The 25471-nt window shown below is 74.0% G+C and carries 23 protein-coding genes; 10 read left to right on the forward strand and 13 right to left on the reverse strand.

The window, feature by feature from the left end; translation table 11 throughout:
* Positions 1 to 5: 5 nt before the first annotated feature.
* From NMK34_RS29195 to NMK34_RS29215, 5 genes are all read right to left on the reverse strand, one after another.
* The gene (locus tag NMK34_RS29195) at positions 6 to 698 is read right to left on the reverse strand and encodes a CoA pyrophosphatase (protein ID WP_318336008.1); all 693 of its coding nucleotides are present in this window, start codon (positions 696 to 698) and stop codon (positions 6 to 8) included.
* A complete protein-coding gene (locus NMK34_RS29200; protein WP_318336009.1) occupies positions 695 to 1324 on the reverse strand; it encodes a TlpA disulfide reductase family protein in 630 nt (209 codons plus the stop codon). The genes NMK34_RS29195 and NMK34_RS29200 overlap by 4 nt, the downstream gene beginning before the upstream one ends.
* Entirely contained in the window at positions 1324 to 2166 is an 843-nt protein-coding gene (gene nth, locus NMK34_RS29205) for an endonuclease III (protein ID WP_412098970.1), read from the reverse strand. Before nth ends, NMK34_RS29200 begins: the two co-directional genes overlap by 1 nt.
* Complete coding sequence (locus NMK34_RS29210; protein ID WP_412098933.1) at positions 2163 to 3383, reverse strand: CapA family protein; 1221 nt, start codon at positions 3381 to 3383, stop codon at positions 2163 to 2165. Before NMK34_RS29210 ends, nth begins: the two co-directional genes overlap by 4 nt.
* 106 nt (positions 3384 to 3489) lie before the next feature.
* Positions 3490 to 4194: an adenosylcobinamide amidohydrolase gene (locus NMK34_RS29215; protein WP_318336011.1), complete on the reverse strand. Its 705-nt coding sequence runs from the start codon at positions 4192 to 4194 to the stop codon at positions 3490 to 3492.
* A 219-nt stretch (positions 4195 to 4413) separates the two neighbouring features.
* Between NMK34_RS29215 and NMK34_RS29220 the strand changes: the two genes are divergently transcribed.
* The 9 genes from NMK34_RS29220 to NMK34_RS29260 all read left to right on the forward strand — a co-directional run bounded on the left by NMK34_RS29220 (position 4414) and on the right by NMK34_RS29260 (position 15206).
* Positions 4414 to 5091, forward strand: coding sequence for a Crp/Fnr family transcriptional regulator (locus NMK34_RS29220; protein ID WP_007466162.1), 678 nt, complete (start codon positions 4414 to 4416; stop codon positions 5089 to 5091).
* A 228-nt stretch (positions 5092 to 5319) separates the two neighbouring features.
* On the forward strand, positions 5320 to 6063 hold the full coding sequence (locus NMK34_RS29225) for a metallophosphoesterase family protein (RefSeq protein ID WP_318336012.1): 744 nt from the start codon (positions 5320 to 5322) through the stop codon (positions 6061 to 6063).
* Between the two features lie 105 nt (positions 6064 to 6168).
* Positions 6169 to 6780: a TetR/AcrR family transcriptional regulator gene (locus NMK34_RS29230; RefSeq protein ID WP_318336013.1), complete on the forward strand. Its 612-nt coding sequence runs from the start codon at positions 6169 to 6171 to the stop codon at positions 6778 to 6780.
* 32 nt (positions 6781 to 6812) lie between these two features.
* Entirely contained in the window at positions 6813 to 7607 is a 795-nt protein-coding gene (locus NMK34_RS29235; protein WP_318336014.1) for a TIGR03084 family metal-binding protein, read from the forward strand.
* Positions 7604 to 9280 (forward strand): acyclic terpene utilization AtuA family protein, encoded by a 1677-nt coding sequence (locus tag NMK34_RS29240; protein ID WP_318336015.1) that lies wholly within the window; start codon positions 7604 to 7606, stop codon positions 9278 to 9280. The genes NMK34_RS29235 and NMK34_RS29240 overlap by 4 nt, the downstream gene beginning before the upstream one ends.
* Positions 9277 to 10416 (forward strand): acyl-CoA dehydrogenase family protein, encoded by a 1140-nt coding sequence (locus NMK34_RS29245; protein WP_318336016.1) that lies wholly within the window; start codon positions 9277 to 9279, stop codon positions 10414 to 10416. Before NMK34_RS29240 ends, NMK34_RS29245 begins: the two co-directional genes overlap by 4 nt.
* Positions 10413 to 12020, forward strand: coding sequence for an acyl-CoA carboxylase subunit beta (locus NMK34_RS29250; protein WP_262013421.1), 1608 nt, complete (start codon positions 10413 to 10415; stop codon positions 12018 to 12020). Before NMK34_RS29245 ends, NMK34_RS29250 begins: the two co-directional genes overlap by 4 nt.
* A gap of 13 nt (positions 12021 to 12033) precedes the next feature.
* Positions 12034 to 14046, forward strand: coding sequence for a biotin carboxylase N-terminal domain-containing protein (locus tag NMK34_RS29255; protein WP_318336017.1), 2013 nt, complete (start codon positions 12034 to 12036; stop codon positions 14044 to 14046).
* Entirely contained in the window at positions 14043 to 15206 is a 1164-nt protein-coding gene (locus tag NMK34_RS29260; RefSeq protein ID WP_318336018.1) for an acyl-CoA dehydrogenase, read from the forward strand. Before NMK34_RS29255 ends, NMK34_RS29260 begins: the two co-directional genes overlap by 4 nt.
* 58 nt (positions 15207 to 15264) lie before the next feature.
* Here the strand turns inward: NMK34_RS29260 and NMK34_RS29265 are convergent, their stop codons facing one another.
* A complete protein-coding gene (locus NMK34_RS29265; RefSeq protein ID WP_318336019.1) occupies positions 15265 to 17043 on the reverse strand; it encodes an alpha/beta hydrolase in 1779 nt (592 codons plus the stop codon).
* A gap of 235 nt (positions 17044 to 17278) precedes the next feature.
* Here NMK34_RS29265 and NMK34_RS29270 point away from each other — a divergent pair, with 235 nt between their 5' ends.
* Complete coding sequence (locus NMK34_RS29270) at positions 17279 to 17743, forward strand: hypothetical protein (protein WP_318336020.1); 465 nt, start codon at positions 17279 to 17281, stop codon at positions 17741 to 17743.
* Here NMK34_RS29270 and NMK34_RS29275 read toward each other — a convergent pair.
* The 7 genes from NMK34_RS29275 to NMK34_RS29305 form a co-directional block, all read right to left on the reverse strand.
* On the reverse strand, positions 17730 to 19205 hold the full coding sequence (locus NMK34_RS29275) for a serine/threonine-protein kinase (RefSeq protein ID WP_318336021.1): 1476 nt from the start codon (positions 19203 to 19205) through the stop codon (positions 17730 to 17732). The two genes, NMK34_RS29270 and NMK34_RS29275, sit on opposite strands and share 14 nt — an antisense overlap.
* 30 nt (positions 19206 to 19235) lie before the next feature.
* Positions 19236 to 19694: a hypothetical protein gene (locus NMK34_RS29280; RefSeq protein WP_318336022.1), complete on the reverse strand. Its 459-nt coding sequence runs from the start codon at positions 19692 to 19694 to the stop codon at positions 19236 to 19238.
* Between the two features lie 134 nt (positions 19695 to 19828).
* Positions 19829 to 23410, reverse strand: a complete 3582-nt coding sequence (locus NMK34_RS29285) for an adenylate/guanylate cyclase domain-containing protein (RefSeq protein WP_318336023.1) — start codon at positions 23408 to 23410, stop codon at positions 19829 to 19831.
* Complete coding sequence (locus NMK34_RS29290; RefSeq protein ID WP_412098934.1) at positions 23407 to 24201, reverse strand: MBL fold metallo-hydrolase; 795 nt, start codon at positions 24199 to 24201, stop codon at positions 23407 to 23409. Before NMK34_RS29290 ends, NMK34_RS29285 begins: the two co-directional genes overlap by 4 nt.
* Positions 24202 to 24317: 116 nt before the next feature.
* Positions 24318 to 24779: a RidA family protein gene (locus NMK34_RS29295; protein WP_135242382.1), complete on the reverse strand. Its 462-nt coding sequence runs from the start codon at positions 24777 to 24779 to the stop codon at positions 24318 to 24320.
* Between the two features lie 5 nt (positions 24780 to 24784).
* Positions 24785 to 24940 (reverse strand): DUF4177 domain-containing protein, encoded by a 156-nt coding sequence (locus NMK34_RS29300; protein WP_013289021.1) that lies wholly within the window; start codon positions 24938 to 24940, stop codon positions 24785 to 24787.
* A gap of 62 nt (positions 24941 to 25002) precedes the next feature.
* A complete protein-coding gene (locus NMK34_RS29305) occupies positions 25003 to 25443 on the reverse strand; it encodes a hypothetical protein (protein ID WP_318336024.1) in 441 nt (146 codons plus the stop codon).
* Positions 25444 to 25471: the final 28 nt, after the last annotated feature.

Raw genomic sequence — 25471 nt, forward strand, 5'->3', positions numbered from 1 at the left:
GGTGATCACCGCACCGGGCTCTCGTCGGCCGCCTCGGTGCCCGCCGACGGAGCGGGCGCGGCGTCGACAGGCGGCAGGTCCACCACACGCGAGTGCGGCCAGGGCCGGGACCAGCCGCCCATCTCCAGCAGCCGGTCGATCACGCCCGCGGTGAAGCCCCAGACGAGCATGCCGCGTGCGGAGAAGGCGGGACCGATCCAGCCGCTCGGATGGCGTACCCGCATGCGGTTGTCCGGGTCGACCAGTTCGGTGACGGGCAGCCGGGCCACGTGGGCGACCTCGGCCGGCTCGCGCGGGTGCACCGGGTGCGGGTCGTGCCACCAGGCGAGCACCGGGGTGACCACGAAGTCGCTGACCGGGATCCAGAGCCGGGGCAGCTCGGCCAGCACTGTGACGCTGCCCGGGTCGAGGCCGACCTCCTCGTTCGCCTCGCGCAGCGCGGTGGCGCGGGCGTCCGCGTCCTCCGGGTCGGCCGCCCCGCCCGGGAAGGCCGGCTGCCCGGCGTGGTTGCGCAGCGTCGCGGCGCGCTGGAGGACGAGCACGTCCGGCCCGGCACCGGGCTCCTCGCCGAGCAGCACCAGCACGGCACTCTCCCGGCCGCCGCTCTCCGGCGTGACGATTCGGGTGAAGTCCTCCGCCCGCGCGGTGCCGAGCCGGCCCAGCAGCGGGTCGAACCACCCCGGCGGCCGTCGGGTCATACCCGCACCCCGAGGTGACGTTCCAGCAGCGCGGCGAGGCGGGCGTCGTCGAGCGCGCCGGTCGCGTCGGTGTGCCGGATCCGGCCGTCGGCGTCGACGAGCACGGTGAGCGGGAACGCGTTGCGTTCCAGCGCGCGCTGGAACGCGTCGCCCTGGTCGAGCAGCATCGGGAAGTCGACGCCGTAGTCCTCGCCGATGGACTGCGCGCCGCCGCGGCTGTCCCGGCTGTTCACGCCGATCACCTGGAACCGGCCGTCGGCCCGCTCGCTGAGCCGCTGGAACGCGGGCAGCTCCTTGCGGCACGGCGGGCACCAGGACGCCCACACGTTGATCACCGCCGGGCCCTTGACGTCGCGCAGGTTCACCGGCGCGCCGCCGGTGAAGCAGTTCAGCGTCAGGTCGGGGAGCTGGTCCCCGGACTTCCCGGCGGATGTCGGAGACGCGGCCTTACCGGAGGGCGTCGGGGACACGGCGGCGGGCGCGACGGTCAGCGGGGCGCAGTCGGCGAACGGCGAGGGGCGCTCGGCCCGGGTCGCCGGCGCCGGACGTTCCGGCTCCTCGGTCGTGGCGGTGCAGCCCGCTGCTGCCAGCAGCAGCGGGACGAGAAGGTACGCGAACCGGCGCATCACGGCACGTCCGCCGCTGCCGCCTGCTGCGGCACCAGGTCGGGATCGAGGCCGACTGCGATCGCCAGGTCGCGGGCCCGGGGGCCCTTCAGCAGCTTGGCCGCGGCGGCCGGCTCGGTCGGCCCGGTGCCGTACGCGGGACACAGCTTCGCCAGCGTGCACGCGCCGCAGGCGGGCTTGCGGGCGTGGCAGACCCGGCGGCCGTGGAAGATCACCCGGTGCGACAGCATCGTCCAGTCGCGCTTCGGGTAGAGCGCGCCGATCGCGTGCTCGATCTTCACCGGGTCGGTCTCGGTGGTGAGCTGCCACCGCTGCACCAGCCGCTGGAAGTGGGTGTCGACGGTGATGCCGGGGACGCCGAAGGCGTTGCCGAGGATGACGTTGGCGGTCTTGCGGCCGATCCCCGGCAGGGTCACCAGGTCGTCGAGCCGCCCGGGCACCTCGCCGTCGTACCGCTCGCAGAGCGCCCGCCCCAGGTTGATCAGGGAGCTGGTCTTGTTGCGGTAGAACCCGGTGGGCCGGATCAGCTCCTCCAGCTCGGCGCGGTCCGCCGCCGCGTAGTCGGCTGCGGAGCGGTAGCGGGCGAACAGCTTCGGCGTGACCTCGTTGACCTTCTTGTCGGTGCACTGGGCGGACAGGATCGTCGCCACCGCCAGCTCCAGCGCGTTGGCGTGGTCGAGCTCACAGTGCGCGTCGGGGTGCGTCTCGGTCAGCACGCGGCCGATGCGCCGGGCGCGGCGCGTACGACCGAGGTCGGTCTCGGGGGAACGCGTGGTCACGTCGGCCAGCCTACGTCGCGGGGCCGACGCTCCGGCGGCTCGGCGCGGCCGGGGTGCGCTCAGCCACCCGCCGGTGCGGTGATCTTGCCGGTCCCGTCGAGCTTCGCGCCGGTGTCCGGGAAGTCGGACCGGTTCAGGTCACGGACCAGTCCGAGGCCGCGGTTCTGCCGGTCCACGGACGGACGGCCCACGCCGTTCATCACGGTGGAGGTGAACGTGCCGCCGGCGAACGTCCCCTCGGCGGTGAGCGACACCTTGAGCACGCCGCCCCAGCCGAGCCGGCCCGAGCTGTTCAGCGACTTCCCGCCACCGGCGAAGTTGCCCAGGCTGTACGCGATCAGCCGCCCCTTGTAGAACTCCAACCCGCGCAGCACGTGCGGGCCGTGCCCGATGACCAGGTCGGCGCCCGCGTCGATGACGGTGCGGGAGAAGCGGATCGGGTCGCCGCGGTTCTCGCCGAAGAACATCTCGGTGCCCGGCTTGACCCGGGTCTTGTCCGACCCCTCGGCGCCCATGTGCACCTGCACCACCACGATCTGGGCCTGCTCCTTGGCCATCTCGATCACCTGCTTGGCGGCGTTCAGGTCGACCAGGCTGTTGGACCAGGGGTACGACGAGAAGCCGACCACGGCGACCTTGATGCCCTTGACGTCCACCACGGTGATCTCGCCCGGCGCGCCGGTGTGCTTGAGCCCGTGCGCCTCCAGCGCCGACTGGGTGTTCTCGTAGCCCTGCCGGCCGTAGTCGTAGCCGTGGTTGTTTGCCTGGTTGAGCAGCTGGAACCCGGCCGAGCGCAGGTGCGCGGCGTAGCCGGGCGGCGCGCGGAACTGGTAGCAGTTCTTCGGCTCCGGGCCGCACTTGCCGGCGCCGGTGTCGTCGGTGAGCGGCTCCTCCAGGTTGCCCATCACCAGGTCGCCCTTGAGCGCCGACTTCACGTCGTCGAAGAAGCCCTTGCCGCCGTTCGGGGGCAGCCGGTCCGGCGCGTTGCCCATGATGACGTCACCGGTCGCGGTGAGCGAGATCGACGGCTCCTTCGACGCGTCCGGCGCGGCCGGCTGGTCACCCGTCTCCGGCCCGGCCGAGCCGGTCGATCCGCCGCCCTGTCCCGCCTGCCACCGGGGGTCGCCGCCGGACCCGCCGGCGTCGCCGCCGCAGCCGGCGACGAACAGGACGGCGACGAGCGCGGCGAACACGGCCAGGCGCCGGCCGAGCACCGCGCGACGCGGGCCGGGCACGGCAGCGGGCGGTCCGGCGACGACGGCGCGGAGGGTACGGGGCACAGAGCGGGCGGAAGCGTACATCGTCGGCGACGCTACCGTCCCCGGAACGCCGCGACGAGGGCCGATCGGTCGGAAAACCCGGCGTGTCGCGTGTGCGGGGCCCACGTCAGCCCGCCCGCCGGTCGGACCAGGGGACCACGGTCCCGGCGCCGCCCGAGCGGACGGCGGCGTGCACGGCCCTGGCCAGCGGTGCGCCCCAGGCCGACCGGGGACCGCCGTACGGGGCCGGATCGCCGTCGGCCGGGCAGAGCACTGTCACCGCGTCGGTGGGGGTGCCGGTGGCGGGCAGTCCGAGTTCCCAGATCGCCTGCGCCTTCGCCTCGGTGGCGGTGGCCACGGCGTTGACCAGTGCGGCGTCGCCGAGCCGCGCCGGGACGTACACGACGATGTTGACGGTGCCGACGTGCTGCGCGGGCCGGGCCGGCTCGCTCGCGGCCGACGGCGCCGGCCCGGGTGCGGCGGCGGGCTCGGGGGCGGCGGCCCAGACCGGCGTGCCCAGGCCGACAGTCGCCCAGACCCGGACACCGCCGTCGGTGCGGCGGACCACCTCGCTCACGTCCACGCCGGTCAGCAGCCCGACCCCGGGCCCGTCCAGGTCGAGGCCGTGCGCCAGCTCGGCCAGGTGCGCGGCGGGGTCGTCCCGGTCGTACGACATGGGGACCGTCGCGTTCAGCACCCACCGGCGGACGCCGATCCCCCCGCCCAGCGGCGCGGAGCCGACCGCGAGCAGCGGCGACTCGGCCCGCCAGGCCAGCAGCGGGATGTCCCAGCCGGATTCGGACCGGCTGGTCAGGAACGGCTCACACAGCACGCCGGTCACCCTACGATCACAGGTGGGAACGGGTGGCGCCGACCCGGGCCGGGGGCGGGATCTTAGCCGCTCCCCAGGTCGGGTGGGTTACGCCCAACGATCAAGATTCCAGGGGTGCACCTCTGATTCCTGCTCATGTGCGCCTAGACTGGCGGCGCGCGAGGGATCAGCGGACGGCGGACCCGGCCGACGGACGGCACGCGCAGGCGGAGGTGCGCGATGGACGAGGTACTGGCCCGCAGCGGGATCTTCCAGGGTGTCGACCCGGAGGCTGCCGAGGCGCTCGCCAAGGAGATGGAGACGATCGAGGTCCGCAAGGGCGAGATCGTGTTCAACGAGGGCGAGCCCGGCGACAGTCTCTACATCCTCCTGTCCGGCAAGATCAAGGTGGGTCGCCGCGCGGCGGACGGCCGGCAGAACCTGATCGCCGTGATGGGCCCGTCGGACATGGTGGGTGAGCTGTCGCTCTTCGACCCCGGTCCGCGTACGGCGACGGCCACGGCGGTCACCGACACCCGCCTGGTCCGGCTGCGCAAGCAGGCGCTGCGGCCGTGGCTGAACAACCGGCCCGAGATCGCCGAGCAGCTGCTGCGGGTGCTCGCCCGCCGGCTGCGCCGGACCAACGACTCGCTCGCCGACCTGATCTTCACCGACGTGCCCGGCCGGGTCGCCAAGAACCTGCTCCAGATGGCCGGCCGGTTCGGCACCCGCGACGGCGGCGTGCTGCGCGTGACGCACGACCTCACCCAGGAGGAGATCGCCCAGCTCGTCGGCGCCTCCCGGGAGACCGTCAACAAGGCGCTGGCCGACTTCGCCTCGCGCGGGTGGCTGCGGCTGGACGGCAAGAGCATCATCATCCTCGACCCGGAGCGCCTGGCCCGCCGCGCGCGGGTCTGATCCTCCGTACCGGCTTCCCGGCCCGGCCCGCCACCGCGCGGAGCCGGGCCGATGCCGTCTTCTGCTGCCGTTCTGCTGCGCAGGCCGGGCCGGATGCCGTCTCCTGCTGCCGTTCTGCTGCGCAGGCCGGGCCGATGCGTCTGCTGCGCAAGCCGGGCCGGCCGGTGCCGGCTCTGCCCGCCGCAGAATCGCTTGGTGCTCCCGGGCCGGTGTCGCCAGGCTGGGACGATGCCTGATCGCGTCGCCGTCCTCTCCGACATCCACGGTGTGCTGCCCGCGCTGGAAGCGGTGCTGGCCGAGCCGGACGTGGCAGCCGCCGACCTGATCGTCCTCACCGGTGATCTGGCGGCCGGTCCGCAGCCGGTCGAGGTGCTGGACCGGCTGGCCGCCCTCGGCGACCGGGCCTGCTGGGTCGGCGGGAACGCCGACCGGGAGCTGGTGCAGGCGCGGGCCGGCAGGTCCTCCCCGATCGCCGTCTCCAACTGGGCCGCCGAGCAGCTCCGCGACGACCAGGCGGCCCGGCTGGCTGCGCTGCCGCCGTCCGTCACGCTGCCGGTCACCGGTCTGGGCGACGTGCTGTTCTGCCACGCCACCCCGCGTGACGACGAGGAGGTCGTGCTCGTCGACTCGCGGCTGGACCGGTGGGCCGAGGTCTTCGCCGGCCTGCCGGCCGAGGTCGGCACGGTGGTCTGCGGGCACACGCACATGCCGTTCACCCGGCTGGTCGACCGTCGCCTGGTGGTGAACCCCGGCAGCGTCGGCATGCCGTACGGGGGCGCGGGCGCCTGGTGGGCACTGCTCGGCCCGGGCGTGCAGTTGCGCCGGACCCGCTTCGACGTGGACGCCGCCTGCGCCCGGGTCGCCGCCGAGTCCACGTTCCCGGATGCGGCGGCCTGGGCCGACGAGTACGTCCGCTCCCGCCACTCCGACGCCGACGCGCTCACCGTCTTCGGTCCGCGCGACGGCCGCTGAGGCGTTAACAAGGGGCCCTTCCTCTACCGCAGGCGTTAACAAGGGCCCCCTCCTTTAAAAAAAGTCAGGCTTGACTGTTTGTTTTGGGCGGGGCACGCTGTCTGCGTGTCGAGCCGAGTTCCGCAGCAGGAGCGCAGCCGTGCCACCCAGGCCCGGCTGCTGGAGGCGACCGTCGAGTGCCTGGTGGAGCACGGCTGGTCGGGCACCACGACGACTGTGGTGGCGGCCCACGCCGGCGTCTCCCGGGGCGCCCAGCTGCACCACTACCCCACCAAGGCCGCGCTGGTGACCGCCGCCGTCACCCACCTGACCGAGCGCCGGGCGGCCGAGCTGCGCGCCGAGGCGGCGCACCTGCCGGTCGGCCCGAAGCGGCTCGACGGCGTTGTCGACCTGCTCGCCGCCTCGTTCACCGGCCCGCTGTTCATGGCCGCGCTGGAGCTGTGGGTGGCCGCGCGTACCGACGCCGAGCTGCGGGCCGCGCTGGTGCCGCTGGAGGCGCGGATCGGCCGCGAGATGCATCGGCTCACCGTCGAGCTGCTCGGTGTGGACGAGCGCAGGCCGGGCGTACGCGAGTCGGTGCAGGCCACCCTCGACCTGCTCCGCGGCCTCGGCGTGGCCAACCTGCTCAGCGACGACTCGCCCCGCCGCGCCGCCCTGCTGCACACCTGGAAACGCCAGCTCGCCGCGCTGCTCACCCCCGAGAGCGAGCGGCACTGATCCCCTGACGCCCCACCCCCGCCGGAGGCACAATGGTCGACCTGACAGCCCTGCTCGCGGATCTGGCCGCCGAGTCCGAACAGCTCGACGCGCTCGTCGCGGATCTGCCGCCGGACGGATGGGAGCGGCTGACGCCGGCCCCCGGCTGGACCGTCGCACACCAGGTCGCGCACCTGGCCTGGACCGACCACGTCGCCTACCTGGCGGCCACCGACGAGTCCGCGTTCTTCGCCTCGGTGATGGCCGCGCCGGACCCGTCGCGCCTGGTCGAGGACGGCGCCGAGTCCTTCCTCGCACCGCCGGGCGCGCTGCTGGCCCGCTGGCGCGCCGGCCGGTCGGCGCTCGCCGGTGCGCTCGCCGCCGTTCCGGCCGGGCAGAAGATCCCCTGGTACGGCACCAGCATGTCGCCCACGTCGATGGTGACGGCCCGGCTCATGGAGACGTGGGCGCACGGCGAGGACGTGGCAGACGCGCTGGGCGTCAGCCGTACCCCGACCGCGCGCCTGCGGCACGTCGCGCACCTCGGCTTCCGTACCCTCGGGCACGGCTTCTCGGCCCACGGCCGCGACGTGCCCACGACGCCGGTGCGGGTCGAGCTGACCGCACCCGCGGACGGCGAGGTGTGGGAGTTCGGTCCGGCCGACGCGGCCGACCGGGTGACCGGCCCGGCACTCGACTTCTGCCTGCTCGTCACGCAGCGCCGGCATCGCGCGGACCTGGCCCTGACCGCCACCGGGCCGGTGGCCGACGAGTGGCTGGACGTGGCCCAGGCGTTCGCCGGCCCGCCCGGCGCCAAGCGCGAGCCGACGGACGGAACCTCCTCATGAGCGTGCTGCGGATCGGGAACGGGTCGGGCTTCTACGGCGACCGCTTCGCCGCCTGGCGGGAGATGCTCGACGGCGGCGAGCTGGACGTGCTGACCGGTGACTACCTGGCCGAGCTGACCATGCTCATCCTCGGCCGGGACCGGATGCGCGACCCGTCGCTCGGCTACGCGAAGACGTTCCTGCGTCAGGCGGAGGGTGTGCTCGGCACCGCGCTGGAGCGCGGCGTCACGCTGGTCACCAACGCGGGCGGCCTCAACCCGGCGGGGCTGGCCGACGCGATCCGGTCGCTCGGCGACCGGCTCGGCCTCCAGGTCCGGGTCGGGTACGTCGAGGGCGACGCGATCCAGCGGCCGGACGCGCTGACCGCGAACGCCTACCTGGGCGCGTTCGGGATCGCGGCCTGCCTCGACGCGGGCGCGGACGTGGTGGTCACCGGGCGGGTCACCGACGCCTCGCTGGCCGTCGGACCGGCGATCGCCCGCTTCGGGTGGACCCACGACGACCTCGACGCGCTGGCCGGCGCGACCGTCGCCGGGCACCTGATCGAGTGCGGCGCGCAGGTCACCGGTGGCAACTTCAGCTTCTTCACCGAACTGCCGGACGGCGGGCACCGGCCCGGCTTCCCGATCGCGGAGCTGCACGCGGACGGCTCGTCGGTGCTCACCAAGCACGCCGGCACCGGCGGCGCGGTGACGGTCGAGACGGTCACCGCCCAGCTGCTGTACGAGGTGGGCGGGCCGGACTACCTCGGGCCGGACGTGGTGACCCGGCTGGACACGGTACGGCTGGAGCAGGAGGGCCCGGACCGGGTACGCGTCTGCGGGGTGCGCGGCACGCCGCCGCCGGACACGCTCAAGGTGGGCGTCAACAACCTGGGCGGCTTCCGCAACTCGATGACGTTCGTCCTGTGCGGGCTGGACATCCCGGCCAAGGCGGCACTGGTCCGCGCCCAGATCGAGGAGTCGGTCGGCACGGAAGGGCTGGAGTTCACGCTGGCCCGTACCGACCACCCGGACACCGGCGACACCGAGGCGGCGAGCGCGCTGCTGCACGTACACCTGCGCGACGGCGACAAGTCGCGGGCCGGGCGGGCGTTCTCGGCGGCGGCGGTGGAGCTGGCGCTGGCCTCCTACCCGGGCTGCACGCTGACCACCCTGCCCGGCGACGCGACGCCGTACGGGGTGTTCACCGCCGACACGATCGCGCAGGACGCTGTCGAGCACGTGGCGGTGCTCCCGTCCGGCGAGCGGGTGCCGATCCCGCCGCCGACGGTGACGGGCGGTTTGCAGGGGGCCCCTGTACAACACGAGGCGTTAACAGGGAGCCCTTCCTTGCACGGAACGCGGCGGGGGCCGCTCGGTGAGCTGGTCGGCGCGCGGTCCGGCGACAAGGGCGGCGACGCCAACCTGGGCGTCTGGGCGCGTACCGACGCGACCTGGCCGTGGCTGCGCGGCTGGCTGACCGTGGAGCGGCTGGCCGAGCTGCTGCCGGAGACGGCGTCGCTCACCGTCGAGCGGTACGAGCTGCCGAACCTGCGCGCTGTCAACTTCGTGATCCGGGGACTGCTCGGGCAGGGCGTGGCCGCGTCCACCCGGTTCGACCCCCAGGCCAAGGCACTCGGCGAGCTGCTGCGCTCGCGAATCGTCGATCTTCCGACGGAGGTTCCGGCATGACCATCGTGGACACTCCGGAACGCCGGCAACTGCGCGAGCTGACCCGCTCGTTCGTGACCCGGGAGGTGCTGCCGCACCTGTCCGACTGGGAACGGGCGGGCGAGGTACCCCGGTCGCTGCACGAGACCGCAGCCAAGATCGGCCTGCTCGGCATCGGCTTCCCGGAGGCGGTCGGCGGCAGCGGCGGTGACCTGCTCGACTCGATGATCGTCACCGAGGAGATCATCCGCTCGGGTGGGTCGTCCGGGCTGGTCGCGGCGCTGTTCACGCACGGGATCGCGCTGCCGCACATGGTCGAGACCCAGGACGAAGGGCTGATCGACAGGTACGTCCGCCCCGCGCTCGCCGGGACGATGATCGGCGCACTGGCGATCACCGAACCGGACGGCGGCTCGGACGTGGCGGGCATCCGCACCTGCGCGGTCCGCGACGGCGACCACTACGTGGTCAACGGCGCCAAGACGTACATCACCAGCGGGGTCCGCGCCGACTTCGTCACCACTGCGGTCTGCACCGAGTTCCCCGGTTCGGACTCGGTCAGCCTGCTCGTCATCGACAAGGGCACGCCCGGGTTCACGGTGGGGCGGCGGCTGGAGAAGCTGGGCTGGCACTGCTCCGACACCGCCGAGTTGTCCTTCGTCGACGTGCGGGTGCCGGTGACGAACCGGGTCGGCCCGGAGGACACCGGATTCCTCGCCATCATGCAGCAGTTCGCCAACGAGCGGCTGTCGCTCGCCACCCAGGCGTACGCGACTGCGCAGCGCTGCGTGGACCTGGCCGTGCAGTGGTGCCGGGACCGCCAGACGTTCGGCCGGCCGCTCGTCGGGCGCCAGGTGGTCCGGCACAAGCTGGCCGAGATGCACAGCCGCACCGACGCGGCGCGGGCGTACGTGCACGACGTCGCCGAGCGGGTGGCCGCCGGGCAGCCGGTGGTGACCGAGGTGGCGATGGCGAAGAACGTGGCGGTGGCCACCTGCGACTGGGTGGTCGACGCCGCGCTGCAACTGCACGGCGGCTTCGGCTACATGCGCGACGCCGAGGTGGAGCGGCACTACCGGGACGCCCGTCTGCTCGGCATCGGCGGCGGCACCACCGAGATCATGAACGAGATCATCGCGAAGGGCATGGGCCTATGAGCACGACTGTCCTGCAGAGCACCATCGACCCGTCCGCGCCCGCCTTCACCGCCAACCGGGAGGCGCTGCTGGAACGCCTGGCCGAGCTGGAGGAGGCGCTCGACCAGGCTCGGGGCGGTGGCGGCGAGAAGTACGTGACCCGCCACCACGGTCGCGGCAAGCTGCTCCCCCGGGAGCGGATCGAGCTGCTGCTCGACCCGGACAGCCCGTTCCTGGAGCTGTCGTCGGTGGCCGCGTACGGCACGGACTTCCCGGTCGGCGCCAGCACCGTGACCGGTATCGGCGTGGTCGAGGGCGTCGAGTGCCTGATCGTGGCGAACGACCCGACGGTACGCGGCGGCGCGATCAACCCGTGGTCGCTGGCGAAGACCCGGCGGGCGGGTGAGATCGCGGCGGCGAACCGGCTGCCGATGGTGAACCTGGTCGAGTCGGCCGGCGCGGATCTGCCCACCCAGGCGGAGATCTTCATTCCCGGCGGCCGGGTGTTCCGTGACCTGACCCGGCTGTCGGCGCAGCGGATCCCGACCGTCAGCGTGGTGTTCGGCAACGCCACCGCCGGCGGCGCGTACGTGCCGGGCATGTCGGACTTCACCGTCATGATCCGGGACCGGTCGCAGGTCTACCTGGCCGGGCCGCCGCTGGTGAAGATGGCCACCGGTGAGGTCACCGACGACGAGTCGCTCGGCGGCGCGGCGATGCACGCCACCACGTCCGGCCTGGCCGACTTCCTCGCCGAGGACGAGCGCGACGGCATCCGGCTGGCCCGGCAGTGCGTGCGCCGGCTCAACTGGCGCAAGCACGGCCCGCCGCCACGCAACCCCCACCCGCTGCCACCCCGGTACGACCCGGAGGAGCTGCTCGGCATCGCCAGCGCCGACCTGAAGGTGCCGTTCGACCCGCGCGAGGTGCTGGCCCGGGTGCTCGACGACAGCGCGTTCGACGAGTTCAAGCCCGGCTACGGCACCGCGCTCGTGACCGGCTGGGGTGAGCTGCACGGCTACCCGGTCGGTGTGCTCGCGAACGCGCGGGGCGTGCTGTTCAGCCAGGAGGCGCAGAAGGCGGCCCAGTTCATCCAGCTCGCCAACGCGGCGGACACACCGCTGGTCTTCCTTCAGAACACCACCGGCTACATGGTCGGCACCGAGTACGAGCAGCGCGGCATCATCAAGCACGGCGCCCTGATGATCAACGCGGTGTCGAACTCGAAGGTGCCGCACCTGACGGTCAACCTGGGCGCCTCCTACGGCGCCGGCAACTACGGCATGTGCGGCCGCGCGTACGAGCCCCGGTTCCTGTTCACCTGGCCGAACGCGAAGTCGGCGGTGATGGGCCCGGCGCAGCTCGCCGGCGTGCTGTCCATCGTGGCCCGGCAGGCCGCCGCCGCCCGGGGACGCGAGTACGACGAGGACACCGACGCCGCCATGCGGATGATGGTCGAGCAGCAGATCGAGTCGCAGTCCGGGGCGCTGTTCCTGTCCGGGCGGCTCTACGACGACGGGGTGATCGACCCCCGGGACACCCGTACCGTCCTCGGGCTGTGCCTGTCGGCGATCCACAACGGACCGGTGAAGGGCGCCGACGGTTTCGGCGTCTTCCGGATGTAGGGGGCGTACTCAATTGATCACGAAGCTTCTGGTCGCCAACCGGGGCGAGATCGCCCGCCGGGTCTTCGCCACCTGCCGCGCCCTCGGCGTGGCCACCGTCGCCGTGCACTCCGACGCGGACGCCGACGCGCCGTTCGTGGCGGACGCCGACCAGGCCGTCCGGCTGCCGGGGAACACGCCGACCGAGACGTACCTGCGCATCGACGCCATCCTGGACGCGGCCCGGCGTTCCGGCGCGGACGCCGTCCACCCCGGCTACGGGTTCCTGGCCGAGAACGCCGAGTTCGCCGCGGCGGTGACCGACGCGGGCCTGACCTGGGTCGGGCCGTCCGCGAAGGCGATCGCCGCGATGGGCGACAAGATGGCCGCCAAGGCGCTGCTCGCCGACGCGGGCGTGCCGATGCTGCCCACCTGGACCGACCCGGCCGAGGTCACCGCCTTCCCGGTGCTGGTCAAGGCCGCTGCCGGTGGCGGCGGCCGGGGCATGCGGATCGTCCGCGACGCGGCCGGCCTGGCCGAGGCCGTCGCTGGTGCGCGCCGCGAGGCGGCGGCGTTCGGCGACGGCACCGTCTTCATCGAGCGGTACGTGGAACGTGGCCGCCACGTCGAGGTGCAGATCTTCGGCGACACCCACGGCACCGTCGTGGCCCTCGGGGTCCGCGACTGCTCGATCCAGCGCCGCCACCAGAAGATCGTCGAGGAGGCGCCGGGTATGCTGCCCGACGACGTGCGGGCGGCGCTGCACGAGGCGGCGGTGGCGGCCGGGCGCGCAGTCGACTACGTCGGCGCGGGGACCGTGGAGTTCCTGCTCGCGCCGGACGGGCAGGTGCACTTCCTGGAGATGAACACCCGCCTCCAGGTGGAGCACCCGGTCACCGAGCTGACCACCGGGCTGGACCTGGTGCGGCTGCAACTGCTCGTCGCCGAGGGCGAGCCGCTGCCGGTCACCACCACGCCGCCGGCCGACGGTCACGCCATCGAGGTACGGCTGTGCGCCGAGGACCCGGCTCAGGGTTTCCGACCGGCCACCGGCACGCTGCACCGGTTCGCGATCCCCGGGGTGGCAGCCGAGTTCGGCCCGGCCCGGGGGCTGCGCCTGGACTCGGGTGTGGTGGACGGCTCGACGGTGAGCGTGCACTACGACTCGATGCTGGCGAAGCTCGTCGCCTGGGCGCCCACCCGCACCGAGGCGGCCCGCGCGCTCGCCGGCGCGCTGGCCCGCGCCGAACTGCACGGCGTGGCCACCAACCGGGACCTGCTGGTCCGTGTGCTGCGCAGCCCGGAGTTCGCCGCGGTGGACGTGGACACCGGCTTCCTGGACCGGCACCCGGAGGTGTTCGCGCCGCTGCTGCCGGCGGAGCAGCTTGCGGTGGCGGCGCTGGCCGCCGCGCTGTCCGGTGCGGCCGCGCGCCGGGCCGCCGCACCGGTGCTGGCCGGGCTGCCGTCGGGCTGGCGCAACGTGCCGTCCGTCCCGCAGGTCACCCGCTTCACCGGCCCGGACGACGAGGAGATCGAGGTGCACTACCGCCTCGACCGCACCGGCGCCCTCGCCGAGTGGGGAAGGAAGGGCCCCCTCTTAACGGATCCGGTAGAGGAAGGGTCCCCTGTTAACACCGAGCTGCCGGTGGTCGAGCTGGTGACGGCCACCCCGGACCGGGTGGTGCTCGACGTCGACGGGGTGCGGCGGGCCTTCCGCGTACACCGGGCGGGGTCGTCGGTCTTCGTGGACGGCCCGGACGGGGCGGCGAGCCTCACCGAGCTGCCCCGCCTGCCCCTGCCCACCGCGGAGCTGGCGGCCGGGTCGCTGCTCGCGCCGCTGCCCGGCGCGGTGACCCGGGTGCACGTCGAGGTCGGTCAGCGGGTCGCCGCCGGTGACCTGCTGCTGACCCTGGAAGCGATGAAGCTCGAACATCCCGTGCTCGCCCCCGCCGACGGCGTGGTGACGGAGCTGCCGGTGCCGGCCGGCGGCCAGGTCGAGACGGGTGCCGTACTTGCCGTGGTGGACCCCGAGGAGGACCCGCAGTGAACTTCGACCTGACCCCCGAGCAGGACCAGCTCCGCGACGCCGTGCGGGCGTTGGGCCGCAAGTACGGCCACTCCTACTTCGTCGAGAAGGCCAGGTCGGGGGAACACACCACCGAGCTGTGGCACGAGGCCGGACGGCTGGGCTACCTGGGCGTGAACATCCCCACCGAGTACGGCGGCGGGGGCGGCGGCATCACCGAGCTGGCGCTGGTGTGCGAGGAACTGGCCGCGACCGGCTGCCCGCTGCTGCTCCTGGTGGTCTCCCCCGCCATCGCCGCCACGATCATCAACAAGCACGGTACGGAGGAGCAGCGCAAGAAGCACCTCCCCGGCCTCGCCGACGGCTCCCAGAAGATCGTCTTCGCGATCACCGAGCCGGACGCCGGATCGAACTTCCACCGCCTCGCCACCGTGGCCCGGCGCGACGGCGACGACTGGCTGCTCAGCGGCCGGAAGATCTACATCTCCGGCGTGGACGAGGCCGGGCACGTGCTGGTGGTGGCCCGCACCGAGGACGCGTCCACCGGGAAGCTGAAGCCGGCGCTGTTCATCGTGCCGACCGACGCGCCCGGGCTGGAGAAGTCCAAGCTGGACATGGAGATCCTGTCGCCGGAGAACCAGTTCCTGCTCTTCCTCGACGACGTCCGGCTGCCCGCCGACGCGCTCGTCGGCGAGTCGCTCGACGCCGGGCTGCCCGCGCTGTTCGCCGGGCTCAACCCGGAGCGCATCACCGTCGCCGCGATGGGCGCCGGCACCGGCCGGTACGCGATCGAGAGAGCCAGCGACTACACGTCCACCCGCAAGGTGTGGGGCGGGCGTTCGATCGGCTCGCACCAGGGCGTCTCGCACCCGCTGGCGCACGCGGCAGTGCAGGTCGAGCTGGCCCGTCTGATGATCCACAAGGCGGCGACGCTCTACGACGCGGGCCGCGACCTGGAGGCCGGCATCTCCGGCAACATGGCCAAGTACGCGGCCGGCGAGGCCGCCGCGCTCGCCGTCGACACCGCCGTCCAGGCGCTCGGCGGGGCCGGCATGACCACCGAGTACGGCGTGGCGACGCTGCTCGGCGCGGTACGCGCGGGCCGGATCGCCCCGGTCAGCCGGGAGATGATCCTCAACTTCGTCGCCCAGCACGTCCTCGGCCAGGACAAGTCCTACTGACCGAGGTGGGCCCGGGGTACGGCGGGTGCCCGATCACCCGCCGTACCCCGGGGGTCCGTCAGCGGACGGTCAGCGTGCCGACCGCCGGGCGCGGCGTCGCCACCGGCGGCAGCCGCTTCGGCTCGCCCCGGCGCGGCTCGCCCGCCCGGGCCAGCTCGCTCTTCGACGCGTCCGCCCGGCCGGCTGCCGCGTCCTCCTGGAACGGCTGCGCGTCACCGACGCAGAGCGTGCCCTTGGCCGGCAGCTTGCCGGTGAGCAGGTACGCGTCGATCCGGCCGGTCACGCACGCCGAGGTGCCGTACGCGGTGTGGCCCCAGCTGTCGCTGCTCAGCAGGCGGCTGTTCGGCAGCAGCTTCGCCGAGCTGACCGCGCCCTGGTAGTTGGTCGCCGGATCCCAGTAGTTGCCGACCACCAGCACCGGGGCGGCGGTGACCCGGTTGAACGGCCCGGTCCAGGCGTCCTCGTCCCGCACCGTCCAGGTGTTGCGGGCGCAGGGCGAGGTGCCCCAGGCCCACGCCCGCCCGAAGTACGGCGCCCGCTTGTCCTCCTTCGCCGACAGCGCCGGCCAGGCGTCGGCGCTCTTCGGGTGGTACGCGTCGGTGCAGTCGACGGTCAGGAACGTCTCCAGCCCGTTGTCGTACGGGAAGTCGTACCCCCGCTGTTGCCGTGCCTGAGCGGCGCGGGCGGCGAGTGCCTTGCGGGCCGTGGCGGTGGCGGCCTTGCCGGCGGCCGGGTCGGTCAGGGCCAGGAGCTGGACGGTCAGGTCCACCACTGACTGCCAGCCGTACGGGTCGTAGAGCGCGCCGAGCGTGGCGCCGACGAAGTCGGCGTAGCTGACGGTGAAGGAGCCGAAGTCCGGGTCCTCGATCACCACCGGCTTCTTGCGGAGTCGCTTGGCCACCGTGTCGTACGCGGCCAGCGGGTTGCCGGTGGCGGCCAGCTCGCACTGCTCGGCGCCGGCCTTGCCGCACCGGACGAGGATCTCCCGCAGCGCCCGGTACGCGCCGTCGGCGCTGCGCAGACGCGTCTCCTGGAGCTGGTTGCGAGCGCTGCCCTGGCCGACCCAGGCGTTCGGGTCGAGCACGCCGTCGACGACGAGCGCGCGGAAGCGGTCCGGGAACATGTTGGCGTAGTACTGGCCGAGCGCGGTGCCGTAGCTGAAGCCGAGGTAGCTGAGCAACTTGTCACCGACGGCGCGGCGCAGCACGTCCATGTCGCGGGCCACCTCGGCGGTGGAGGCCGCGCCGGTGAGCGGCTTGCCGGTGGTGGAGCACGCCTTGCCGACCGCCTTGGACGCGGCGACGTACGCCTTCTCCTCCGCCTTGGTCCACGGGAACGCGACGTTCAGCCCGGCGTACGCCCGGGTCTGGTCCTTCACCGAGCGGAAGCACTTGATGTTCTCGCTGGCCTCGACACCGCGCGGGTCGACGCCGACGATGTCGAAGCGGTCGAGCAGGTCGTCGCCGAGGAAGTAGGGCGCGGCGAGCGCGATGCTCGTGCCGGAGCCACCCGGGCCACCCGGGTTGAGGAAGAGGCTGCCGACCTTGCGCTGCTGGTCGCGGGCCTTGACCCGGAGCAGTGCGACCTCGGTGGTGGCGCCCTTCGGGTTGTCGTAGTCCAGCGGGAGCCGGACCGTGGCGCACTCGGCGTAGTCGTAGCAGGCGTACCAGTCGAGCTTCGGCGTCGGCACGCGGTCCACCCGGCGTGCCTCGGCGGCGGTGGTCCGGTCGTGCGCGGGTGGTTGCGGAGTCGCCGCCGCGGCGGGCGCGACGGCCGGTCCGGCGAGGAGGACGCCGGCGATCCCGGTTGCGGCCAGGGATCGGATTGCACGGGGCATGAGGCTGCCTTCCGTCGGGGAACAGTTCCGTCGAGGAGACCTCGACCCCCGTCACTGTAGGGATGGACGCCCACGTTAGTGGCCCCCAAACGTGGATCGATACGGCAAACAACCAGATGATGTAACGACTTTTTCTCGATCGTCGCTACCTGCGACTCCGAAGTGGAGTGTCGGTGACGGGAAGCTGTCTCATCCCGCCGGTTGACAGGTGGACGCGCTGGGCCATGCTTGTCGGGTGAGATCGTTCCCGAAGCCCGATGCGCGGGCGAAGGCCGTCGTCGCGTCCCTGGCGACGGTGGCGGCGGTGATGACCCTCGCCGTGTGGCGTCCGCCCGGCATCCTGTCGGTCGTGCTGGCCCTGGTCTGCGTGCTGCTCGCCATGATCACGGGAGTGACGATCACCGCCGCGCGCCAGCCCGGCGGCACCGGCGGGTCCGCCCCGCAGGCCGAGACCTGGCCGGTCCCCCACCAGGGGTACGGAGTGGACGCCGACACGCTGGAGGCGATCGACCCGCGCGCGGTGCGGAACCTGCGCACCCCGGCGGGCCACCCGATCGACGCGGACACGCTGGAGACGCTGGACCCGCGCGTGGTACGCGGCATGCGTGCGCCGACGGCGGTGGACGCCGACACGCTGGAGACGCTCGACCCGCGGTCGGTGCGGCAGAGCCGGACCGTGAACGGGCTCAGCGACCGGTGAGCGTGGGACCGGCGAGCGCGTTGACGCCCCGGCCGGCCAGACAGCGGTAGGTGCGGTCCGCCCCGGCCTCCGGCGGCAGCACCTCCAGGTTCCACCCGCTCGCCGACTTGCCGCCGCTGACCAGCCGGAACGTGTCGGCGTTGCACACCCTGCCGACGGCCGGGTCGGCCGCGACCGTCTCGTGGCGGGCCCCGGCGAGCGCGGCCGGCAGGTCACCGGCGGCGTAGGTCTCCCAGGTGTGCTGGCCGTCACACGGCACGCGGCTCGCCTCGGCCCGGTCGCGGCGCAGCCGTACCGGACCGAAGCACTCCAGTTCCGTCGCGCAGCGCGCCCCGGCGGGCAGCCGCACGTCGGCGGACGCGCAGCCGGGCACCGGCGCCACCCCGGCCACCCCGCTGGTCGCCGGCGTGGGCGTGACGGCCGGCGCGTGGCCGCCGGCGACCCAGCCACCGCCGGCCGAGGCCGCCAGCGCCAGCACGCCGGCGCCGCCGAGGAACCAGCGCTTGGGCCAGCGCCGGCCACGCGAGGCCACCGTCGGGTGGTCGTCGTCCGCGGGCGGTCGCGGGTTCGGCCCACCCGTGCGGTGGAAGCGGTCGCCGGTGCCGTCGTCGTACCGGCCGCCGGTCGCCGGGGCGCCGTCGAGCGGCAGCGAGGTGAGCAGGCCGCGCAGCTCGACCGCCGAGGGCCGCGCGCCCGGGTCGTTCGACATGCCCAACCGGAGTACGTCGATCAGCTCGCCCGGTACGCCGGGCAGACCCGGGATCGGCTGCTGGAACATCTCCAGCACGGTCACCAGACTCGGGTTGCGTTCGGAGTGCCAGCGCGGCGGACGGCCGTACATCAGCGCGTAGAGCGTGGCGCACAGCGAGTACACGTCGACGGCGGGCGTGGGCGGGCTGTGGTTGAACGTCTCCGGTGGCGCGTACGCCGGGGTGAGCGCCTCCAGCATCACCGAGGAGTCGCGGAACTCGGCGAGCACAGCCAGGCCGAAGTCGGCCAGGACCGCGGAGTTGAACTCGGAGTGCAGGATGTTCGCCGGCTTGACGTCGCGGTGCAGGACGCCCGCCGCGTGCGAGTGGGCCAGCGCGTCGGCGATCTTCACGCCGAGGTCGCGGGTCTCCGCCGGACCCAGCGGTGAGGTGCGCATCCGCTCGGCGTACGAGCCGTCGCACAGCTCCATGATGAGGTAGGGGTGCTGGTCGACGGTGACCCCGACGTCGAACAGGTCGACCACGTGCGGGTGGGACGACATCCGCCCGGCGGCACGGGCCTCGCGCAGGAAGCGGGCCTGGTCGCGTTCGCTGTCCAGCGTGCGGTTCTCGATCTTGACCGCGACCTCGCGTCCCACCGAGATCTGGGTGGCCCGGTAGATGGTGGCGTAGCCGCCCCGGGCGAACACCTGCAGATCGGTCAGACCGGGCACGATGGGCAGCCGCAGGGCGCCGGGCGGGGTCTCGGTCACGACTCGAAAATACCCAACGATCCGGACCCGTCAGCGGGCCGCGTCGGTGGCCGGCGCCGGCTCCGGCGCGGACACGGCAGTGGCGGGAGCCGCCCGGCGGGCGTCCCACCACAGGCCGGCCGCCGTGGCGAGCGCGCCCAGGCCCTCCCACGCGGCGACCGCGAAGAAGCGGTCCGGCGCGACGTCGGAGAGCACCGCGATGGTGAACACGGTGAAGGTGACCAGGCGGAACCACACGGTGAACCGGTAGAACGGCCGCCACTCGGTGGCGACGGCGAGCAGGTAGTAGACCCCCATGTTGAACGAGGCCATCGAGGACGCGGTGAGGAACGTGCCGGTGTAGTCGCCCGGAGCGCGCTCGGCCGGCACCTCGAAGCCGAGCAGGCGCAGCTGCGTCTCCGGCCAGATCAGACCGAGCGCGCCGAGCAGCAGCGCGAGGAGCCCGAAGACCGCGATCGTCCAGCCGGCGCCCGAGCGCGGCAGCCTCATCGTTCCTCCCCAGCGTGATCTGCCGGTGGCGCAGGCGCGCACCGGGAGGCGACAGCCGATCCACGACTGTGGCCGCCCCACGCTAACCGGCTCCACCGACGAACACATCCCCGGAACCGTCAGAACACGGGCGATCAGCCGCCGGCGAGCCGTACCCGCAACGCGTCCGCGACCATCCGCTCACTGCGCTGCTCGGTGGCGTACGCGAGGCGTACCGCCTCCTCCGCGTGCGTCAGCGCCTCGGCCCGGCGACCGCAGGCATCAAGCGCCTCGGCCAGCACGAGCAGTGCCACCACCTGGCTGCGGACGTCCTCCGCCGGGGCGGTGATCGACCGCTGCGCCCAGTCGAGCGCCTGTTCGCGCTGGCCGTGTGCGAGCAGCGCGGCGGCGTACCGGGCCATCGTCTGCCGCCGGGAGAACAGCAGCGAGGGCGCGTTCGCCGCGCCGGTGGCGACAGGCGCGAGCAGCCCCACGGCGGTGCCCGGGTCACCCGCCGCGAGGCGGGCCATGGCGAGCAGCACCCGGGGCGCGACCTGGGCCGGCGCCTGCGGGTTGTGCGGCTCCACCCGGGTCAGCACCGACCGTGCCTCCCGCTCGGCGGTCTCGTGGTCGCCCATGTCCAGCGCCACGAAGCCGCGCAGCGTACCGGCCATGCCGGTGAGCAGCGGGTGGGTGGTGCGGTCGGCGTACTCGAGCGCGTCGGTGAACAGGTCGGCCGCGTGTTCCGGCTCGCCCAGCCCGCGCGCCACCACCCCGCGCACCACGAGCGCGAAGCCCTGCCCCCAGTCGTCGCCCACCTCGGCGAAGTCCCGGTACGCGCGCCGCGCCGCCCGGTCCGCCTCGGCCAGGTCGCCCAGCTCGGCGGTGGCGTACGCCTCGACCGCGCGCAGCGTCCCCACCGCCCACGCCTCGCCGACCCGCTCCCCGAACGGCAGGAACACCCGTGCCATCCGGCACGCCTCCCGCAGCCGGCCCGCCAGCAGCCGGGCGAACGCGGTGGTGCCGCGCAGCCAGGCCCGCCCGTACGGATCCTTCAGCTCGGCGAAGAGCCGGGCGGCCCGGCCGAGCACCGCGTCGGTGCCGGCGAAGTCACCCCGGGTGGTGGTCACCCAGGCCAGGTTCTGCAACGACCACGCCTGCCCGCGCGGATCCCGGGCGGCGAGGCTGACCTGATAGGACGCGGCCAGCCGGCTGCTCGCCTGCCCGAGCCGGCCGGCGATGAAGTCGGCCATGCCGAGCCGCCGCATCGCCGAGGCCCGCAGCGTGGGCAGGTCGGCGTCGGTGGCCGCCTGCAACGCCTCCTGCCAGTTGCACTCGGCCCGCTCGGCGTCACCGAGGGTCTGCTGGGCCTGCCCGGCCAGCAGCAGCGCGGCGGTACGGGTGGCCGGGTCGCCGGTGTTCGCGGCGATCTTCTCGGCGAACGCGAGCGCGTCGGCCGGCCGGCCGACCTGGAGCAGCGCCCGGGCGTGCACCACCCGGTCGGCCGCCGGCACCCCATCGCGGGCCAGCTCGGCCGCGCGTTCGGCGTACTCGACCGCCAGCGCCGGCTCCCCCGACCGCAGCGACCGGCGGGCGGCCCGGCCCAGCGCGGCCACGCCCAGCGGGGTGACCGCCCGGGCCGGCGCGTCCGGGCGCAGCTTGACCGCGTCGGCGAGCGCTGTGGCCCGCTCCACGTGCTCGGCGACGAAGTCGTCCCGGGCGGCCTCGGTGAACGCGCCCCCGGGTGCGCCACCGGCCTCGTCGACGCTCTCCGGCGCGGCCCAGCGGGCCAGCGCCGCGTGCCGCTCGGCCAGCTCGGCCTTGCTCACCCCCGCGTATGCGGCCTCCCGCATCAGCGGGGTGGCGAAGGCGAACCCGCTGCGGGTGCGGTGCAGCATGCGCCGTTGCAGCAACTCCTCCACGGCCCGGTCCAGCTCGACGGCGGCCACCGCCGCGGGCCGCCCGTCCTGCCCGACCCGCTGTTCCCGCAGCGCCTCCAGCGCACCCGCCGGTACGGTGTCGCCCACCACCGCGGCGTCGCGCAGCGCCGAGCGGGCGTTCGGCGGCAGCGCGTCGATACGCGCGGCGAGCACCGCGGCCAGATCCCGGGAGAGCAGCCGGCTGCCGAGCGAACCGGGGGCGAGCCGCCAGCCGACGTCGGCGCCCCGCCCCGGCCCGGCGGTGAGCGCACCGCGCTCCATCAGCAGCGTGACCAGCTCGGCCAGGTAGAACGGGTTGCCCTGCGCGGTGGCGAGCAGCCGGTCCGTGTCGGTCTGGGGCATGCGGCCGCCGGACAGATAGCTGGTGAGCAGCCGGGAGGCGTCCGCGCCGCGCAGCGGCGGCAGCGCGTGCACCTCGGCGTCCGCGACGCGGGTCAGCGCGCCGGCGGTCCGTACCAGCTCGGGGCGGCCGAGCAGCAGCACCAGCACCGGTCCGCTGAGCCGGTTGAGGGTCAGCGCCAGCGCCTTGAGCGTCTCGGCGGTGGCGTCGTGCAGGTCGTCCACCACGATCACCAGCGGCGCCTCACCGGCGAGCGCGCTGAGCAGGTCCGCCACGGCGGTGGGCACCGCCTCGTCGTCCGGCGGGGGTCCGGCCGCGTTCCACTCGCCGTTCTCGGTGGCGGGCGGGAGTTCGGCGTACCCGAGCAGGGCCAGGAGCTGGTCCACGGCGATCGGCGGCGGGTCGCCGGGGAGCCGGGACAGGCGCTGGCCGAGCCGCCGCAGCCGCTCCTCGACGGCCGGCCGGGTGACGGCGGTGGCCGCGTCGCCCGGCAGGCCGACGGCGGCCCGGACCAGGTCGGCGAGCGGGGCCAGCCGGCGGCGCTCGCCGAACGCCGCGCAGCGCACCGAGAGGACGCGGGCGCCGGTGTGCGCCGCGTACCGCCCGGCGCCGACGTCGTAGCCGGCGGCGAGCCGTTCCACCTCGGCCGCGAACCGGGACTTGCCGATCCCCGCCTCGGCGGTCATCAGCAGCACCCGGGGCTCGCCCCTGTCGATCACCTCGGCGAGCCGGCCGGCGACCCGGCCGATCTCGGTCTCCCGGCCCACGAACGGTGCCTCGTCACCGAGGCCGGACCGGGTGCCGGGCGCGTCGAGCAGGCCCAGCAGCTCGTACGCCTCGACCGGTTCCCGCTTGCCCTTGAGCCGCAGCGGCCGCAGCGCCCGCCAGGAGGCGACGTGCCGGGTGGCAGCGGAGGTGCGCGCCCCGGCGTAGACCGCGCCGACCGCGGCGGCGTCGGCCAGCCGGGCGGCGGTGTTCACCGTGTCGCCGATGACCGTGTACTCGATCGCCGCCTGGATGCCCGCGATCACGTCCCCGGTGTTGAGGCCGACACGCAGGCCCAGCGGCGCGCCGCCGCCGCGCTCGTCGTCGAGCACCCGCCGTACCGCGCGCTGCATGGACAGCGCGGCGCGGACCGCCCGCTCGGCGTCGTCCTCGTGCGCCACCGGCGCGCCGAAGACCGCCATGATGCCGTCGCCGGTGAGCTTGTCGACGTGCCCGCCGAACGTCTTGACCGCGCCCGCGAGGGCGGCGAGCACCCGGTCGGTGACCGCGCCGACCCGTTCCGGATCGAGGTCCTCCGACCAGGAGGTGAAGTCGGACAGGTCGCCGAAGAGCACAGTCACCACGCGGCGCTCGGCGGCGGGCAGGGTGGCGGCAGCCGGAAGCGCCGCCCCACAGTTGTGGCAGAACCGCGCCCCGGGCACGGCGACGGTTCCGCACACCGGGCAGGTCACGGCTGCTCCACTCCGAGGTGTTCGAGCTGGGCCCGGACCGACCACTCGGCGGCCCACCACAGCGACCTGTCGACGTCGGCGTAGACCACGGCGACCACCTCGGCCGCGGTGGTGGCGCCCGCGGCGACGGCGGCGCGCACCTGGTCCAGCCGGGCCCGCCGGTGGGCCAGGTAGAAGTCGGCCGCCACACCGCAGTCGGCGAGCGCCGGGCCGTGGCCCGGCAGCGCCGGGATCCCCCGGTACGCGGAGAGCAGCTCCAGGCTCGACAGGTAGTCGCCGAGGTGCCCGTCCGGGTGGGCGACCACTGTGGTGCCCCGGCCGAGGATGGTGTCACCGGTCAGCACGACGTGCTCGCCGTCGTGCGCGGCGACCAGGCAGACCGAGTCGGCGGTGTGCCCGGGGGTGAGCAGCAGTCGCAGGTCCAGCCCCACGTCGATGGTGGTGTCGGCGGTGAGCGGCTCACCGCCGGCGGTGTGCGCCGGGTCGGCGGCGAGCACCGGTACGCCGTCGAGCAGCTCACGCAACCGGGGCGCGCCCTCGGTGTGGTCGGCGTGCCCGTGCGTGATCAGCACGCATCCGATGCGTCCCTGCGCCGCGATCGCGGCCAGGTGCCCCTCGTCGGCGGGCCCCGGGTCGACCACGACGGCGGGCGCGTCCGGCCCGGCCCGCAGCACCCAGGTGTTGGTCCCGTCGAGCGTCATCGGCCCCGGATTCGGCGCACGCAGCAGCGTCACCCACCCCGGCAGCCCGTCCGCAAGCGCCCCCGCCGCACCGGCCATACGCCCACCCATGGCTGCGATCGTACGACTCCGCCCGCCGCTCCCCGCGATCTTGCAGTTCCGGCCCGAGCTTTGTCCCCGTCTGGGGCTTCTGCCGGGGCCACAACCGCAAGATCGCGGGCTCAGCGTTACGCGACCTCGACGATGACCTCTACCTCTACCGGGGCGTCGAGGGGGAGCTCGGCCACGCCCACGGCGCTGCGGGCGTGGCGGCCGGCCTCGCCGAACACGGCGCCGAACAGGTCGGAGGCACCGTTGATCACGCCGGGCTGACCGGTGAAGCCGGGCGCACTGGCCACGAAGCCGGTCAGCTTCACGACCTTCACCACGTTCTCCAGCCCGACCAGCGCGTCGATCGCGGCGAGCGCGTTCAGCGCGCACCGCTCCGCCAGGTCCTTGGCCTGCTCGGCCGAGACGCCGTTGCCGACCTTGCCGGTGGCGAGCAGCTTGCCCTCGGCCATCGGCAGCTGGCCGGACACATAGACGTGCTGCCCGGACTGGACGGCCGGCACGTAGCTGGCCACCGGCGGCACCACCTCGGGCAGTTCGAGGCCGAGCTCGGCGAGCTTCGCGTGAGGTCCGTTGCTCATGGAGGTCAGCCCTTCGGACGCTTCAGGTACGCGACGAGCTGCTCCGGGTTCGGGCCGGGGACCACGGAGACCAGTTCCCAGCCGTCCTCGCCCCAGTTGTCGAGGATCTGCTTGGTCGCGTGGACCAGCAGCGGCACCGTGGCGTATTCCCACTTCTGCATCGGAGGAGGGCTCCCTTGCCTGACTTGGACTTCGGTCAGGCACAGCCTACGGTCCGCCGCGGTCACCAGGACGCGGGACGCGGCTCCGGTGCCGGTGGCGGCTCGCCGCACGGGCCCTCGTGCTCGAAGCGCTGCGGGCACCGGCTGCGGTCGGGCAGCAGCAGGTCGCAGAAGACCCGGTGCCTGTTGTTCTGGTCGTCGGCGGTGGAGACGGTGGTCTCGCCCGCGTCCAGCTCCACCAGGAAGCCCAGCGAGGTGGCCACGGTTCCGGCGAGCGCGGTGGCCGCCGCCAGGTCGGACACCCGGACCTGGAGATGGATGACGTAGCCGGGCTCGTCCTCGTCCCGCCCCTTCCCGCCGGAGCGGGTCAGCGTCCGGACCGCCTCGGCCGGCGGGCCGTAGGAACGCTCGTTGAACGGCGCGCCCGGCACCTCGGCCTCACCCGGCCGTCCGGCCCGGTCACCGGGGAACTGGCCTCGGGGACTGTTCTCCGCGTCGCGCATCCTTCGCCTCCGGGCGTCGTACCTGTAC

This window comes from Micromonospora sp. BRA006-A (assembly GCF_033433935.1).
Lineage (GTDB): Bacteria > Actinomycetota > Actinomycetes > Mycobacteriales > Micromonosporaceae > Micromonospora > Micromonospora aurantiaca.

Bases quoted from the DNA above. Each gene is read 5' to 3' on its own strand.
- NMK34_RS29195 (WP_318336008.1), bottom strand. From the start codon at position 698: ATGACCCGACGGCCGCCGGGGTGGTTCGACCCGCTGCTGGGCCGGCTC.
- NMK34_RS29200 (WP_318336009.1), bottom strand. From the start codon at position 1,324: ATGCGCCGGTTCGCGTACCTTCTCGTCCCGCTGCTGCTGGCAGCAGCG.
- NMK34_RS29220 (WP_007466162.1), top strand. From the start codon at position 4,414: ATGGACGAGGTACTGGCCCGCAGCGGGATCTTCCAGGGTGTCGACCCG.
- NMK34_RS29225 (WP_318336012.1), top strand. From the start codon at position 5,320: ATGCCTGATCGCGTCGCCGTCCTCTCCGACATCCACGGTGTGCTGCCC.
- NMK34_RS29235 (WP_318336014.1), top strand. From the start codon at position 6,813: ATGGTCGACCTGACAGCCCTGCTCGCGGATCTGGCCGCCGAGTCCGAA.
- NMK34_RS29240 (WP_318336015.1), top strand. From the start codon at position 7,604: ATGAGCGTGCTGCGGATCGGGAACGGGTCGGGCTTCTACGGCGACCGC.
- NMK34_RS29245 (WP_318336016.1), top strand. From the start codon at position 9,277: ATGACCATCGTGGACACTCCGGAACGCCGGCAACTGCGCGAGCTGACC.
- NMK34_RS29250 (WP_262013421.1), top strand. From the start codon at position 10,413: ATGAGCACGACTGTCCTGCAGAGCACCATCGACCCGTCCGCGCCCGCC.
- NMK34_RS29265 (WP_318336019.1), bottom strand. From the start codon at position 17,043: ATGCCCCGTGCAATCCGATCCCTGGCCGCAACCGGGATCGCCGGCGTC.
- NMK34_RS29280 (WP_318336022.1), bottom strand. From the start codon at position 19,694: ATGAGGCTGCCGCGCTCGGGCGCCGGCTGGACGATCGCGGTCTTCGGG.
- NMK34_RS29290 (WP_412098934.1), bottom strand. From the start codon at position 24,201: ATGGGTGGGCGTATGGCCGGTGCGGCGGGGGCGCTTGCGGACGGGCTG.
- NMK34_RS29295 (WP_135242382.1), bottom strand. From the start codon at position 24,779: ATGAGCAACGGACCTCACGCGAAGCTCGCCGAGCTCGGCCTCGAACTG.
- NMK34_RS29300 (WP_013289021.1), bottom strand. From the start codon at position 24,940: ATGCAGAAGTGGGAATACGCCACGGTGCCGCTGCTGGTCCACGCGACC.
- NMK34_RS29305 (WP_318336024.1), bottom strand. From the start codon at position 25,443: ATGCGCGACGCGGAGAACAGTCCCCGAGGCCAGTTCCCCGGTGACCGG.